The 14,839-nt window shown below is 35.7% G+C and carries 15 protein-coding genes and 2 pseudogenes; 15 read left to right on the forward strand and 2 right to left on the reverse strand.

Annotation, left to right across the window (positions count from 1 at the left end; genetic code table 11):
* Positions 1-8: 8 nt before the first annotated feature.
* Complete coding sequence (locus ADU22_RS12585; RefSeq protein ID WP_053362460.1) at positions 9-1,052, reverse strand: F0F1 ATP synthase subunit beta; 1,044 nt, start codon at positions 1,050-1,052, stop codon at positions 9-11.
* A 500-nt stretch (positions 1,053-1,552) separates the two neighbouring features.
* Here ADU22_RS12585 and ADU22_RS12590 point away from each other — a divergent pair.
* The 8 genes and pseudogenes from ADU22_RS12590 to ADU22_RS12625 all read left to right on the forward strand — a co-directional run bounded on the left by ADU22_RS12590 (position 1,553) and on the right by ADU22_RS12625 (position 8,109).
* A pseudogene (locus ADU22_RS12590) lies at positions 1,553-2,517 on the forward strand (2-hydroxyacid dehydrogenase).
* A 397-nt stretch (positions 2,518-2,914) separates the two neighbouring features.
* Entirely contained in the window at positions 2,915-3,202 is a 288-nt protein-coding gene (locus ADU22_RS12595) for a hypothetical protein (RefSeq protein WP_053362461.1), read from the forward strand.
* Between the two features lie 282 nt (positions 3,203-3,484).
* The gene (locus ADU22_RS12600; protein WP_053362462.1) at positions 3,485-4,675 is read left to right on the forward strand and encodes a macrolide family glycosyltransferase; all 1,191 of its coding nucleotides are present in this window, start codon (positions 3,485-3,487) and stop codon (positions 4,673-4,675) included.
* A gap of 75 nt (positions 4,676-4,750) precedes the next feature.
* Positions 4,751-5,054, forward strand: a pseudogene (locus ADU22_RS12605) (DUF4256 domain-containing protein); the annotation flags it as partial.
* Positions 5,026-5,337 carry a RidA family protein gene (locus ADU22_RS12610; RefSeq protein WP_053362463.1) on the forward strand — a complete coding sequence of 104 codons (312 nt, stop codon included), beginning with the start codon at positions 5,026-5,028 and terminating at the stop codon, positions 5,335-5,337. The pseudogene ADU22_RS12605 and the gene ADU22_RS12610, both read left to right, overlap by 29 nt.
* 171 nt (positions 5,338-5,508) lie before the next feature.
* Positions 5,509-6,279 (forward strand): SDR family oxidoreductase, encoded by a 771-nt coding sequence (locus ADU22_RS12615; RefSeq protein ID WP_231687952.1) that lies wholly within the window; start codon positions 5,509-5,511, stop codon positions 6,277-6,279.
* Positions 6,280-6,718: 439 nt separating this feature from the next.
* Positions 6,719-7,207, forward strand: a complete 489-nt coding sequence (locus ADU22_RS12620; RefSeq protein WP_082252845.1) for an RNA polymerase sigma factor — start codon at positions 6,719-6,721, stop codon at positions 7,205-7,207.
* Positions 7,204-8,109, forward strand: coding sequence for a zf-HC2 domain-containing protein (locus ADU22_RS12625; RefSeq protein ID WP_053362465.1), 906 nt, complete (start codon positions 7,204-7,206; stop codon positions 8,107-8,109). Before ADU22_RS12620 ends, ADU22_RS12625 begins: the two co-directional genes overlap by 4 nt.
* Before the next feature lie 204 nt (positions 8,110-8,313).
* On the opposite strand, the gene ADU22_RS12630 is transcribed toward ADU22_RS12625, so the two are convergent.
* Positions 8,314-8,853 (reverse strand): hypothetical protein, encoded by a 540-nt coding sequence (locus tag ADU22_RS12630; RefSeq protein ID WP_053362466.1) that lies wholly within the window; start codon positions 8,851-8,853, stop codon positions 8,314-8,316.
* Positions 8,854-9,198: 345 nt separating this feature from the next.
* Here ADU22_RS12630 and ADU22_RS12635 point away from each other — a divergent pair, with 345 nt between their 5' ends.
* The 7 genes from ADU22_RS12635 (at position 9,199) to ADU22_RS12665 (ending at position 14,638) form a co-directional block, all read left to right on the forward strand.
* Positions 9,199-9,636: a VOC family protein gene (locus ADU22_RS12635; RefSeq protein ID WP_053362467.1), complete on the forward strand. Its 438-nt coding sequence runs from the start codon at positions 9,199-9,201 to the stop codon at positions 9,634-9,636.
* Between the two features lie 238 nt (positions 9,637-9,874).
* On the forward strand, positions 9,875-10,624 hold the full coding sequence (arr, locus tag ADU22_RS12640) for an NAD(+)--rifampin ADP-ribosyltransferase (protein ID WP_053362468.1): 750 nt from the start codon (positions 9,875-9,877) through the stop codon (positions 10,622-10,624).
* Between the two features lie 250 nt (positions 10,625-10,874).
* Positions 10,875-11,249 carry a nuclear transport factor 2 family protein gene (locus ADU22_RS12645; protein ID WP_053362469.1) on the forward strand — a complete coding sequence of 125 codons (375 nt, stop codon included), beginning with the start codon at positions 10,875-10,877 and terminating at the stop codon, positions 11,247-11,249.
* 435 nt (positions 11,250-11,684) lie between these two features.
* Complete coding sequence (locus tag ADU22_RS12650) at positions 11,685-12,236, forward strand: sigma-70 family RNA polymerase sigma factor (protein ID WP_053362470.1); 552 nt, start codon at positions 11,685-11,687, stop codon at positions 12,234-12,236.
* A gap of 3 nt (positions 12,237-12,239) precedes the next feature.
* A complete protein-coding gene (locus tag ADU22_RS12655; protein WP_053362471.1) occupies positions 12,240-12,674 on the forward strand; it encodes a PadR family transcriptional regulator in 435 nt (144 codons plus the stop codon).
* Positions 12,671-14,002 (forward strand): FtsW/RodA/SpoVE family cell cycle protein, encoded by a 1,332-nt coding sequence (locus ADU22_RS12660; RefSeq protein WP_053362472.1) that lies wholly within the window; start codon positions 12,671-12,673, stop codon positions 14,000-14,002. The genes ADU22_RS12655 and ADU22_RS12660 overlap by 4 nt, the downstream gene beginning before the upstream one ends.
* Positions 14,003-14,362: 360 nt before the next feature.
* Positions 14,363-14,638, forward strand: a complete 276-nt coding sequence (locus ADU22_RS12665; RefSeq protein WP_053362473.1) for a hypothetical protein — start codon at positions 14,363-14,365, stop codon at positions 14,636-14,638.
* Positions 14,639-14,839: the final 201 nt, after the last annotated feature.

Consider the following 14,839-nt stretch of genomic DNA (forward strand, 5'->3'; position numbering starts at 1 on the left):
ATCTGCAATTATAAAGCACCTATATAATCTAAGGCCTTTAAGTCTTGAGAATCAACTGCTCCATCTAATATTTTCCGGACATCATTTAATGTATCTTTAAGGTCTACTGATTCACCTTTTTTTCCTGTATAAGCTTCAGCTACATAAAAAGGCTGGGTCAGATAGGCTTCTAGACGTTCTCCTCTTCTGTAGGTTTCCAATTCAGATGAAGGAATGGCATCCAATCCTCTTACATTGACTAAAGAGCGTAATTCTCGATATCGGCGTAACAGTTTTTGTCCTCTTTGTTGAATAAACAAATGATTTTGGTCAAGATGGGCACCTTCCAATACGGAAGAAGTTGAATAGATCGGATTAACGGCGGGAAATCGGTGTCTTGCTGCAAGGTCTGCATCAAATTGCCAGACTGTTTCAAGTGGTCCATATGGAAGGTCATCATCAACCGCTTCACCTTTTAAATCAAGAAGGAAAGTTGTTATATTTTGTATATTTGCATCTTGCAGATTTTCCTGGAGTTTATACATATCACCAGTCAGCACATTAGAACGGTCAGCGGTGAAAATGATTTCCTTATTCTTATCTAACATCAATATTTGATCAAGAGCTTTATCGATTGAATCTACAACTATATCAACATAGTCAATGATGTCTTCCAATTCTGGATGAGAGGCTTCGGGTTTAAGTAATATTGTGGAAAATCCTTGTTTTTTTAGCCTGAAGAAAATCTCGCCGAGAACAACCAGCTGCCCCATTCCAGGACGTGCTACAAGTCCGACTGTTCCTCCTTTAACAATTGGTGCAAATAAATCCAGCGATTTTATTTTTGTTTCAATCATTTCCACCGTTTCCCCCTTTAAAATCAATTCATCAACACTGCATTGTGCCAATGTTGCAAGAGCAACCAGTGTTCGGACTTCAGCACGCCCCAAAGGGATTTTTCCTGTACATAAGTTTGAAACTGTGGCAGGACGTAAGCCTATAGATTTAGCTGCACTTGTAAGATTTGGCACTCTTCTCCGCAAAAGAGACACATTTAAACTCAAATTATCCATTTTTTTCACCTCCTTACTTTATAAGGTAATATAATTTGCTCTATAAAGCAATAAATTATTACTCTTAAACGTAATTTTATTTACGTTATCAGTTGTAGTGATATCAAGCAAGAGATATTGTGGATGTTTTTACCATAATGTCCAAAAAAACAGCCTTTCAAGGATTTGTCCTTGAAAGGCTGGCTACGAGTAGAAATATGGCGGATTCACATTACTGGCTGAAATGATGAATGAACTGTATACCGATGCTTATATAAAGGGAATATGGAAGGGGAATAAGCTGCCCTTAATCCTGACCTGCTTTTTAGGATGACTGAATCAAAGCTTCATCTCTATTTTGGGTATTGGAATAGGAACCTGACAGAGAATCATTTCAACGAATGGGCAGCGATAATCCAGCAGGGTTAATGCTTTTTTTGTCGAACTTATTTAACGATAAGCAACAATATCACCAAAAAAGGAAATATGTCATTTTTTTAAAACAGGAAGGAAGTAGTCTTATGAAATCAAAGGTCATCGTCTATCAGAAAACATATGAACAAGTACTAGAGATGCTTCGCGAAAAGTATGAGGTGATTTATTTCGAAAGCGTCAATTCTGCCAATCAGGCTGAATTTTATTTTCATTTAAAAGATGCACAAGCATTGTTGGGGGCAGGAATGAAAATAGATAAGGAGCTTTTAGATCAGGCCCATAATTTAAAGGTCGTCAGCAATATCTCGGTTGGATATGACAATTTAAACATTCCAGAACTGACGAAAAGAAAAATCATGGCGACTAATACCCCAGGAGTCCTTAATGATAAGTTGCCGATGCCATTTTTGGATTAATGCTGGCAGCGGCAAGGAGAGTTTCGGAATTGGATCAGTTTGTCAAAAATGGGGAATGGAAAGGCCAACTGAAGGAAAATTCTTTTGGAGTTGATGTTCATCATAAAACACTAGGAATCATCGGAATGGGCGGAATTGGTTCAGCGATTGCAAAAAGAGCCCACAAGGGATTTGATATGAAGATTTTATACCATAATCGCTCCCGCAAAAGGGAAGCAGAAGACTTATACAATGCCGAATACCGGACCCTGGAGGAACTGTTAAAGGAATCAGATTTTGTCTGTAACATGGCACCTCTCACTTCGGAAACTGAAAAATTAATAGGCGAAAGAGAATTTGGCTTGATGAAAAAGTCAGCGATCTTTGTGAATGGTTCTCGTGGGGCAGTGGTTGATGAACACGCCTTATACAACACTCTTCAAGAGCAGCGCATCTTGGCAGCTGGCTTGGATGTTTATCAACAGGAACCGATTAATCCAGACAACCCGCTGTTGAAACTTCCTAATGTGGTTACCTTGCCCCATATAGGATCTGCCACTCTTGAGACTAGAATTAAAATGGGGGTGTTAGCGGCGAATTCCCTAATTGAAGGGTTAAACGGAAGGCGCCCTGCCACTTTAATTAACACCATTTAAAATATCTGGAGACCTCCAAATTAGGGTATATCGTTTTCTTGGGAATTATCACTTTTTTATAAAAATGCCCTTTAAGAATCATTCTTAAAGGGCTTTTGTTTTCAATGTATATTCCCAAGAGAGGTCCAACGAACAACAATTTGGCACCAGCTTCGCGCAAATACAATGATAGCGACACTTGCTATCCAACCTAAACTAGTAACTACCTCGGTGATACCAGTGCTTTTCTTAAAAGTTTGCTGCCAAAAGGCGGCTTTTTGTGGTTGAACTAACGGGTTTATTCGATAAGGTATCACAAAAAGGCAGAGTATTTACTATAAAATAAGAGTTGAGTTATTATGTGCAATAAAAAAGTAATGCAAAAAATTGAGTTGATGGACATTAATGGAGGTTAGTAATGTTATTTATGATATTTGTGGTTATTGCAATAGTAGCCACTTTTATAAATCTTTATATGTATAAAGCAGGAAAGGATTATACGCTTGCTATGGCGATGGGATTATCACTTACAGCATTAACCCTTTGTGCAGAATACAGACTTTTATCGGTGTGGGTAGAAGGGGAAGATTGGGCAGCTATAATGGATGTAGTACCTGGTATGGAAAGGGCAGTATGGTTTTTGACAATTGTTTCTATCTTACTAAATATAGCACCTATACTTTTAGAACGAAAAGGTAAGAAATAATTATTTATCATCACATCATTTATATAAGATGCAATTAATGTGTAAGTCTTTATGTATAAGTAACAGTGCTTTGATCCAGGAAGGATTAAGGGCACTTTTTTATTAAATTCCTTATTGAACAAACGGGCCCGTTTAGCTCAAAAAGGAGTAATTAAAAATTTGAGATTTTCAAGTAATGTACTATGATGAATTTAATTCAATTATTTTAGGCGAGTAATGGATGGGACAGTGACCCATACACTTACACTATCTACTGACCATTTTAACTAAGGAGTGGTAGAAATGGCACGTGTTTTATTTATTAATGGTGGATCAGAAGGACATATCAATCCAACTATTGGAGTGGTGCAAGAGCTTATTTCGCGTGGAGAAGAGGTAGTTTACTTTGCCATTGAAGATTATCGAGAGCGTATTGAGAAGACCGGAGCTACTGTACGAACATTTGATGGCCAAAAATTCATAGAAGCCTTTATCTCAGGTGGAAGAAATTATTTACTCGAAAGAATCAACGGTCTGTTGCGAACGGCAGATATCGTGATTCCTAGTGTTCTGGAGCAAATCGAAGGAGAGCATTTCGATTATATCATCCACGATTCCATGTTTGGTTGTGGATATTTACTTGCACAAATACTTAAACTTCCGTCAATTAATTCTTGTACTTCATTTGCCCAGTCAAAAACATCATTCGATAAAATGTTGGAACAGCTTTCTAAAACAATTCCTACAGAAATAGTTAATGAATTTCAAAGCCTGAGGGAAAAGGTAAAGGAAAAATTTCATGTAGAGATCCCTTCTCCTTACGAGGTTTTTTGTAATCCTGCACCACTTACAATAGTTTATACAACTAGGCTGTTTCAACCTTTCAGTGAGGCATTTGACCAAACATACAAATTTGTAGGTCCATCCATTTCTTCACGATCAACACAAGAAAAATTGGACCATACGGTATTCAAGGGGAAAAGCCCAATTTACATATCACTGGGTACTGTTTTTAACCAAGCAATTGATTTGTATAAGCTTTGTTTTAGGGCATTAGGGAATACTGATCATACCGTTGTCATGTCTATTGGGGAAAAAGCTCAAATATCTGATTTGGGGGAGATTCCTAAAAACTTCTATGTAAAACATTATGTTCCACAAACTGAGGTGCTGAAATACACTAAATTATTTATCACACATGGAGGAATGAACAGTACCCACGAAGGTCTCTATTACGGTGTTCCGCTAATTGTAATCCCACAAAGCGCGGATCAACCGATGATAGCCGGACAAGTTACCAATATTGGAGCCGGTATTACATTACAAATGCAAAGCTTAACTGCAAATCAACTACGTGAAGCAGTAGATCATGTGTTAAACCATCCATCCTTCCATAAAGCTGTTGCAAATATTAGGGAATCCTTTCAAAAATCGGGGGGCTATCACCAAGCTGTTGATGAGATTTTCGAATTTAAAAGTCAATATGATATCTAAATATAAAAAGCTGCCATTTTTGGTGGTTTTTTTAGCGTTCCGGCAATTCCTTTTTTAATTTAGTGTTGGAAAAGGAAAGGTCGCAGAAGTATTTGTTAGGACCGTGCAGCGCTGGATTTAAGGAAAAAACACAAGCCAGAAAATAACGCTATTGATATGGCATTTTCCATGGGTATTGAACTTTTAACGGAAGAACAATACCGAGAGCAACAGAAACTTGATAATTTCGATATGGAAACATCGAGCTGGATGCAAACACCTTCTAATATTAGAAAACTTGGCGGGGACATCTTTTTGTGATTGTCGCTACGACACTGACTTTGTTTACCACAATGGAGCAGTAACCTACTATGCTTCAAAGGGGTTCGTGGCTCGCTAATTTTGTAAGCAAGAAGATTCATAATGTTGTGGCTTATATTAGTGGACAAGTTCCTAGAATAAATGGTGAAGTTCCTTATACAGGTAAAGTGTGCAGAGATGTTACAGTCGAGCAGGCTCAGGAACTTGCTGAGTTCTGTGTGTTAAAAGGGCTTAGCAGTTTAAAAGCAGCTATAAGTAATAAAGCTATTCATGCGATTGAAAATGGTGCGAAGTTTGTAACAGCTATTGTCCTTGTGACTGAAGATGAAATTCGTCAGTCCCCTATCCTTCACACTATTTAGTCGACTCGTTTATATAATTACACTTGACATTCTTTTTCAACGAACGGGTGTAAGAGTTGATGATCAGGGTCGTAATTGGGCGCTTCTCTTATTTAGCTAAAGGGGCAGTTTTGTTGAATTAATAACCCAATTTCTGAATATGACAATAAAGAGAAATTCATTAGAGTGGGAGTGTTTACTTTGAGGGTATTGGTTACTGGTTCAACAGGACAACTAGGGTCAACTTTAGTTAAGCAACTAAAAGGTTCTGATTATAAAGTTAAAATAACTTCTAGAAGAAAACCTAAAGGATTAGGACATTTCGAGTGGGTTTATAGCGATTTATCGTCTGGTGAAGGATTAGAAGTAGCAGTAAAAGATGTAGATGTAATTATACACGCAGCAACAAGTCCAATTAAAAATTCAAAAATGGTCGAGGTTTTAGCTTTTAAGGAGTTTTTAGGTAAAATGAAACACATAAAACATTTTATTTATCCGTCAATTGTTGGGATAGATGAAATACCATTTAAATATTATAAACACAAATATGAAGCGGAAGAGTTGTTAAATAATTGTTCTATCCCTCACACAATTGTACGTGCCACTCAGTTCCACAATTTTGTCGAAAATTTATTTATATCAAAACCACTCTTTAAAAGATATATTGTCCCTGGAAACTTTAAATTTCAAAGTGTTGATGTTAGTGAATTTGCCAGTCATCTAATAGGTTTAGTGGAAAAAGATCCACAAGGAAGAGCGGATGATTTTGGTGGACCAGATATTATGACATTAAAAGAAATGGCTGAACTGAAAATCAAAAAAAATAAGGAATCAAATAAAGTTTTAAGCATTTCTTTTCCAGGAAAACTGTACAAATCTATCTCCGAGGGGAAAAATACAAATTCATTTCGAAAAATGGGGAAAATCAGTTTCGGGGAATATCTAAGTAATAAGATCGAATGAGGTATTCAGGCTACTAAGTGTGCCTTCTTTATTTCCTAAAAAAGATGGTGAAGATTTATGCTTAAACTAATGGGTGCGTTGATCCAGGAAGGATTAACCGCCTTTTTTGTTTCATTCCTTATTGAACAAACGGGGCAGTTTAGTTTAAGTGTGATAATTCAATTCGCATTGTTTATTATTGTTAGAGATCGCTTGGTAATAAGATATTAGTTAGTATAACGGTTGTATATATTTCACTTAAACTAAACCATTTCAGTGTGAACAATGTGGAGGAAAAATGGTCCCTGAATATTATAAAGGGATTTACGGGTAGGATTATTGACTACAGGATTTCCAATAATTATGGTAGAAGAAAAAAATCCGGGCGTATTTTGTACGGTTTTTCTTATATTATTGTAAGATATTTGAGTTTATCGCGTCTTATATGTAAGGAGGTGAGATGGTGACGCAGCTTGAGGATATTTATAATACATACTTTAAAGATGTATTTTTATATGTGTATAGTTTGTCTGGCGATAAGCATATTGCTGAAGATATCACTTCGGAAACTTTTATGAAGGCATTAACATCGCTAGACAGTTTCAGAGGGGATAGTGATATCCGTGTTTGGTTATGCCAAATTGCCAAAAACAATTATTACTCTTACTTGCGTAAGAAAAAAAGATTTGTAGATTTGGAGTCACTTCCGGAATCAGCTAGTGAAGACAATGTAGAACAAGAAATAACCACTTCGGAAGCGTCTATGAAGGTACATGAAATTATCCAGAATTTAAAAGAGCCATATAAAAAGGTCTTTACGCTCCGTGTATTCGGAGAACTGTCATTTAAGCAGATTGGCAAAATGTATGCAAAAAGTGATAACTGGGCTTGTGTTATTTATCACCGTGCTAGAGAAAAGATTAAATCGCGATTGGGGGATTATCGATGAAAATTAGCTGTAATATGATTAGGGATATGCTGCCGTTATATGTCGAGAATATGGCAAGTCAAGATACTAGAGATATCGTTGAAGAACATATAGCTTCTTGTGAAAACTGCAAAAAACGACTTGAAGAAATGAGGACGTTTGAAGAACCGCCAATAGATACCGATATAGCTCCCTTAAGAAACCTACAAAATACATTGCGAAGGGAAAAGCTGCAAACGATTATTCTTTCAGTCATGGTAACATTGGTTTTTGCAGTGGTTACAATGGCTTATCTGACAGAGCCAGCATACATTTCTTATAATGAAAATGCGGTTTCGATCATTGAAAAGGATGACGGAACTGTACTTTTGAATTTTAGTGAAGAAGTCTCCGGATTCCATGTAGAACAATATCCAGCAGCAGACAATTCAGGTTATGTCTATGATATAACTACATGGGAAACGATTTGGCACCAGAAAATAAGCAAAAACAACCTGGAAAATACTGTATTAAACCCGAATGGAGAAACGGTCGCTTCAATCTATTATTACAATACCGATGGAAGTGAGAATTTTTTAATTTATGGAGATCCAATAACGGATGGTTCTGTCATTACGTTACCTCGGCTAGTTTTAAGCTACTATGTGATGTTTGCTATAGGATTTTTACTTATTTGTGGAATTGGATTGGCCATATTCCGTAAGAATGAAAAAATAAGAAATGGACTAGAAAAAATGATTCTATTGCCAATCTCCTACCTGTTTGCTCACTTAACTATAAAAGGTCTTCACTCTACAACTTACCTTGCTAGACGAGACTTTTATGCAATATTACTAGTCACAATTTCTTTATATTTTGCGTTGTTAGCTGGAAGGAACATATTAAAAAAAATATCAATCAAGAAGCCGAAAAGCACTTTATAATAGTTGTTGCTTTCACCGGTTTATAATAGACTCACCAATCAGCGGTTTTTTTCTTAATTTCAGTTCTATTTTACTTGATTCGGAAAGGCTTCCTGATGGATTCAGATTTCTAAAACATGGACAAAATTGGTTGAAAACCCAAATTCTACTGTCCAGGGGCAAGTTGCAGAAGATGGACTCATTATTTCTGATTAATGAGTCCATCTAATAATCTAATTGACGTAAATACAATAAGATTTCATTTTCATTTAGTTTTTTAAACTTATACTTACGAACTTGGCTTTCAATTTTCTTTTTGTCATCATCTTTACTACTGAATAAATCTACTAAGTGCAAAAATAATTCTGTCCACACAGTTAATAATCCACCTGACCAGACTGCCCCTAATTCCCAACCTAATGTTTCTGTATCAGAAAGTTGTGACTTCGCTAATTCATCCATTTCTTTTTTGTATTCGCCTTTGATTAGAATATATTCTTCCTTATTTCTAAAGGCTAATAGTAAATCTTCAGCATTATAAACTTCAAAATAAGCATTTTCCTTCTCTAATTGTATTAATTCATCTAGAACAGTTCCTTCACTTTTCTCTACTGTTTTCGCAATAGCTTGAATTGTTTTGACTGAATAATGATTGACACTTTTTTTATTAACACTTGAGAGCAATTGCTGACTGATTCCAGTTTCTTTAAATACATCGTATCGTTTTTTCCCGTTCTTTTGCAGATAAATATCTAATAGACTCATTTTTAAATTCTCCTTTTCCTATAATAAATTATTTTTTACTAAAAAAATTTTTACTTAATTATATTTTATTATATGTGTAAAAAAATGTAAGTTGTTATTTTATTTAATAATCAATGAAATTTATTTTTTCGTTGTATCACGTAAGTTTGTGAAAGTTGCGCTTAAACTAACGGGTGCGTTGATCTAGGAAGGATTAACCCCCTTTTTTGTTGAATTCCTTATTGAACAAACGGGGCGGGTTTGTTGAACCAAGGATCTTTCCTGTTTTTAAGCGAATTAGAATGTTACACAAACCTTACACTAATACAGGTATTGAAAATAACAGGAACATAGGAGGTATGAGATATGAAAATCAGTAGAATAGATCATGTGAGTATAAACGTAAATGATCTTTCAGAGGCTAAAGCGTTTTTTCTTGATTTAGGACTTGAAGTGCAAGCTGAATGGGAATTGGATGGAGAGCAGTTGGAAAGAATAGTCGGGCTTAATGATGTTAAAACGGCATGTGTAGCATTGGGGATGCCAGATGGTCAGGCATGGATAGAGCTAGTCAAATTTTATACACCATCAGATGAAAAAGATATTCAGCAACCTTTTGCAAATACGCTGGGTATCCGACATATTTGTTTTGCTGTTGAAGATATTGAAGCTATTGTTGCAAAATTGAAAAAGAGGGGCACGGAAATCTTTAGTGAGATACAGCAATATGAAGAAAGTTATAAGCTATGCTACGTTCGTGGTCCAGAGGGGATTATTTTAGAGTTGGCGGAGAAAATCAGATAATTATTGAATGGTACTTTAAATAATTTAAATTTTCACCTTTAAACATTTCTTCCTAAACAATAGGGTGCGTTCAATAAGGATTAACCGCCTTTTTGTTGGATTCCTTGCATTAAACAAACGGGACAGTTAGCGGAATAATTTTAAAAATATCACAGGGAAGGCATGGGCTTTTAAATAAAGAATTTTGGAGAAATGAAGTTCAAAAATGTAATTTTCATTAAGTTGGAGGTAAGATTAGATGAATATAAAATTTGATCAAAACAACGTCGTTATTAAACTCTGTATGAGTGGGATGAACATGGAAGATGGCGGAAATGTTGAAGGTGCAACCACGATGTTTCATCAAGCATGGCACAAAGCAAAAGACGACTATGAAAGGTTTATTGCAGCTTATCATTTGGCTCGTAAACAAAAGAGTATTACAGACAAATTGAAATGGATGGAAACCTCTTTACAGTGTGCACTAAATATAAATGATGATAATGTTAAGAGTGCATACTCAACGTTATATTTAAACATTGCCAAATGCTATGAAGAGTTGTGTGATTCTGATAATGCAAAAAGAAATTATGAATTGTCAAACTCATATCGCGGTGCACCTTCTGATGAGGGACCATTTTATCATGGGACAAAGGCAGATTTACAGGTTGGTGATTTGCTGACAGCGGGTGGAAATTCAAATTACAAACCTGGGCTTAAAATGAACCACATTTATTTCACAGCTAATGCCAATGGTGCAGGACTTGCAGCAGCATTAGCAAAAGGAGAAGGAAGAGAACGCGTCTATAAAATAGAACCAACAGGTGAATTTGAAAACGACCCAAATGTTACTGACAAAAAGTTCCCGGGTAATTTAACACGATCTTATCGTTCTCAAGAACCTTTAAGAATTATTGGTGAAGAAACTGAGTGGGCGAAACTGACAACTACGGAGCGAAGTGAATGGCGCAAAAATTTAGCCAAAAACAAGGGCGAAATTATTAACTGAACATATTTCAAATGGAATAAAATAGTTACTCTGTTTGCAATTACCAACATTCCGCAATCGGGTGTGTTTCTGAAATAACAGGAACGCTTTTTCCTTACTCAAGTAAAGGGGCAGGTTAGTTTAATTTATGGTTACACTAATAAATATCATTTAAATTAACATAAATTAAACAGGATATATAATGTAACTTAACAAGTCTGTGTGGATAATTTACAAGACAGGCAACCCATAACCAGATAGGATGATTTCAATGAATAATTACCTAAAAGAGATGGCTGTATCATTTTTGAAACTCGTTGCGTCGGGGAAAGTGCGCGAAGCTTACCACAGGTACATTGATCCGAACTTCCGTCATCATAATCCCTTTTTTCGTGGAAATGCTGACTCCCTTATGCTTGCAATGGAAGAGAGCACAACCAAGAATCCTCACAAAGTCTTTGAGGTAAAGCGAGTCATTGGAGAGGGCGATATTGTGGCGGTTCACTCCCATGTAAAGCAAAATCAAGATGATATTGGGGGAGCTGTGGTGCATATCTTCCGCTTTCATAATGATCTCATTGTCGAATTTTGGGATGTAGGTCAGCCGATACCCGAGAATTCTCCCAACGAGAATGGAGTGTTCTGATTTGGGATTTAGTTGTTATGCGTGAACAAAGGGTTGCTGCGGTATCCCTTTGCTTATTTTGAAAGAAAGAAGAAGTACCTAAGTTAAAGGGGGCTTAGGAATGGTCGCTGCTGCGACCATTTTTCTTATCCGACTAACGGGGCAGGATAGTTAAAAAAGGGGTAGCGTCAGGAAAACACAGATTTACGCCGATAAGTAATTCTGAATTTAGGAGCTGTTGTACTTGCAGTTCCTTCTAAGAAGTAAGATAGTATTAATCGAATAAGTAGTATTATAAGCCCTCTAACCTACATACAACATTCTGGAACAATCCGATAAGAGGTTGTTCCTTTTTCCATTTATACCTTAGATTATAGAAGGTCCTAAAAATCCAATATTTTTTCAAACCAGATGAAGGTTAGCTACGTCTATTATATGTGAGAGGGTGATAACAAGATGAATGGACTAAAACAACTGGCGGTGACAGATGAAAGTATGTTGCTTGAGAGAGAGGAAATAATTGATCAATTAATGCAAGAATATAGCGATGATATCCTGCATCTCGTATATACATATGTTAAAAATCGAACGACAGCAGAAGATTTAACGCAGGAGATATTTTTAAAATGTTATGAAAAGTTAAATCAGTTTAATCAGCAGGCAACACTAAAAACATGGGTATATCGTATTGCTAGTAATCATTGTAAGGACTACTTAAGAAGCTGGCATTATCGCAAAATAACGCTTAGCGATAAAATTTTGGATTATATACCTTCGAACTCAAAACAGGTTGAAGAAGAGATTATCGCGAATAGTGAAGAAAACATCTTAACAAATGCTGTCATGAATTTACCTCTAAAGTACAGAGAAGTAGTATTTCTGCATTATTATGAAGAACTATCTTTAGCCGAAATAAGTAAGATCACGACAGTAAATATAAATACAATAAAAACTAGATTAAAGCGTGCGAAAGAATTATTAAAAGACAAGATAATCCAGGAGGTTTAGGAGATGAATGATCCATTTACTAACCTGAAGAGTTCGATGAAAAAATCAATTTTCCAGGACTTTTCTTTTTCCAATGAAAGAAAAAATGCGGTGAAAGAATCCATTCGTATGAGACAATCTCAATCACAATTTCATTCTTGGAAGATAGAAACCATCATAGCTATATTAGAATCGGTTCAGCATGAATCAAAGGATGGCTACAATATTTCTACCCAACTTTTTCAAAAAAATGAACGTACTTTCCAAAAAAATGAAGGGCAGCTTTATTCACTTCTACATCTACTAGAAAATAAAGAAATTCTTACTTCAAAATGGATAAACAAAAAGAAATATTACTCCTTAAATTCCAAAGGGAAAAAATACTTAGCTACCTATAAACAAGATAAATCAAAACTAGAGTTATCCCTTAAACACTTACTAGAGGAGGCGTCCTTATGAGTTCTCCCAAATTTGAAGAATTTTTAAGTAAAGTAACGTCCAAAGTGAAATCTAAGGAAGCCCACAATATGATAAAAAAAGAGCTTATTCAACATCTGCAAGAGTTAAGTCAATCTTACAAAAAGAGAGGGTTTTCTAAAGAGGATGCAGAGGAAAAGGCGATTCAAGAAATGGGAAATCCATTTACCATTGGGGAGAGATTAAATCCCCTGCATAAGCCGAAAATGGATTGGGTTCTAATGGTTTTATTTGTTCTTTTTGCTGGTATTAGTTTCCTCCCGTTAGTTGATGGGATTCCTGAATTTTCCCTATCAGGTACCTATTTTATGGGGAGACAGGCTATTTGGTACACCCTGGCTATTCTTGTAATCATTGGATTACTTTTCTTTGATTACCAAAAATTAAAGAACGGATGGATCTACTTTTATGCGATAGGCCTATTGATCCATATATATCTTCATCTTTTTGGAATTATGGCCAACGGAGCAAAGAAGTGGGTTTCCCTCCCAGGCCTGACGGTGGATGGAACCATGATGAGCTTATTTTTCTTTTTTCTTGCTTGGGCTGGTATTTTTAACAAAATAAATGAGTTTCGTAGTTGGGAAAAACAAGGTTTACTTTTTGTTTTATTTTGGATTCCCATCTCGCTCTACATGATGGTGCCAGACTTTATGGTTAGTATTATTTACTTCTTCTGCATACTTGGGATGTTTGCTTTCGCTCGAATCCATAAGAAATTAGCTGTAACTCTGACCCTAACAAATCTATTGGCTGGTATTATTTTCATTATTATGTTCTACATGACCTCACGTCAAAGTTATTTGTTAACTAGATTATCTGCTTTTATAAACCCTACTGCCGATTCAAATGGAGCAGGATATATGTATAAGGCGGTTAGGAATGTCCTATCAGAAGCGGGATGGTTCGGTAATGGACTTTCCAACGATTTGAATTTTCAATTGTTACCAGAAGCACATACAGATTTTGCTTTTCCCTTCCTCGTCTATTCTCTTGGTTGGGCTTTCGGATTCGTTCTATGTTTGATCCTACTGATATTTATTTCAAGGATCTCAAAAAATGCGTTTAAAACAAAGGACCTCTATGGGAGATTGATCGTAATAGGCGGTGCTACATTGTTTGCGGTTCCTACTACCTGGAACATCTTGATGAGCTTTGGAGTCGTGCCTATAATGGGGATCTCTCTGCCTTTTATTAGTTATGGAGGCAGTGCGATACTCTTTTACGCTGCTGTTTTAGGACTCATTTTAAATGTTTATCGAAGAAAAGATCTTGTAGAACCCACGATTGCAGATAAAATTAAAAGTTAAAGTCGAACATGTAATTGCTCATAAAAAGGGCGACAGCTAAAGTAATAGTTGTCGCCCTTCCCTTATTGAACTAACGGGTGCGTTGATCCAGGCAGGATTAGCCGCCTTTTTTGTGGAATTCTTTATTGAACAAAAGGGGCAGGTTTATTCAATAATTATTGCTTTTTTATAGTAGCAATATTATTATGTCTATATACATAGGATTTCTATATACCTAAAATAACTAAGTATAAAAGGTTAAATTTATTTAATCTGTAATTGAAAATGGGGGAGAGTTATGAAAGGATTAGCTTGAGTTTTGGTGCTTTTTTATTTACTCATTACCGTTTTTTGGATAAAGGTATAGAGGGGATGGTTTAGATGCAAAATACATTACGAGTTGGAATTGGTCTACAAGTATTATTCTTTATCTTATTCTTCGGGGCTATTTTGCCAAGAATGAATAATTTATTTGGTGCAATTGTTTGTTTTATAATAAGTTTATTAAGTTTATTCATTGGTATTAAATTGTTAAAACAGCAATTCAAGCCTGTTTTATCAAAGATTGTTATAGCTATTGCGATTTTTATTTTTGCATTTACACTTTTTGCGTATTTCACAACAGAAGGTGGACTCCCACCTTTGATACTGCAATAAATATTGTAACTAACGGGTGCGTTGAGCCAGCAGGATTAACGCTCTTTTTTGTTGAATCCCTTATTGAACAAACGGGGCAGGATAGTTTAAGTGTATTTCTTCACAATGTAAGTCCCCAATTTTCTAAAAATGGAAAATTAGGGCTTATTCTACACTAAACAAATATCCAATTCAATTATTAACTAAAAATAAACTTTTAAG

This window comes from Bacillus sp. FJAT-27251 (assembly GCF_001273925.1).
Lineage (GTDB): Bacteria > Bacillota > Bacilli > Bacillales > Cytobacillaceae > Mesobacillus_B.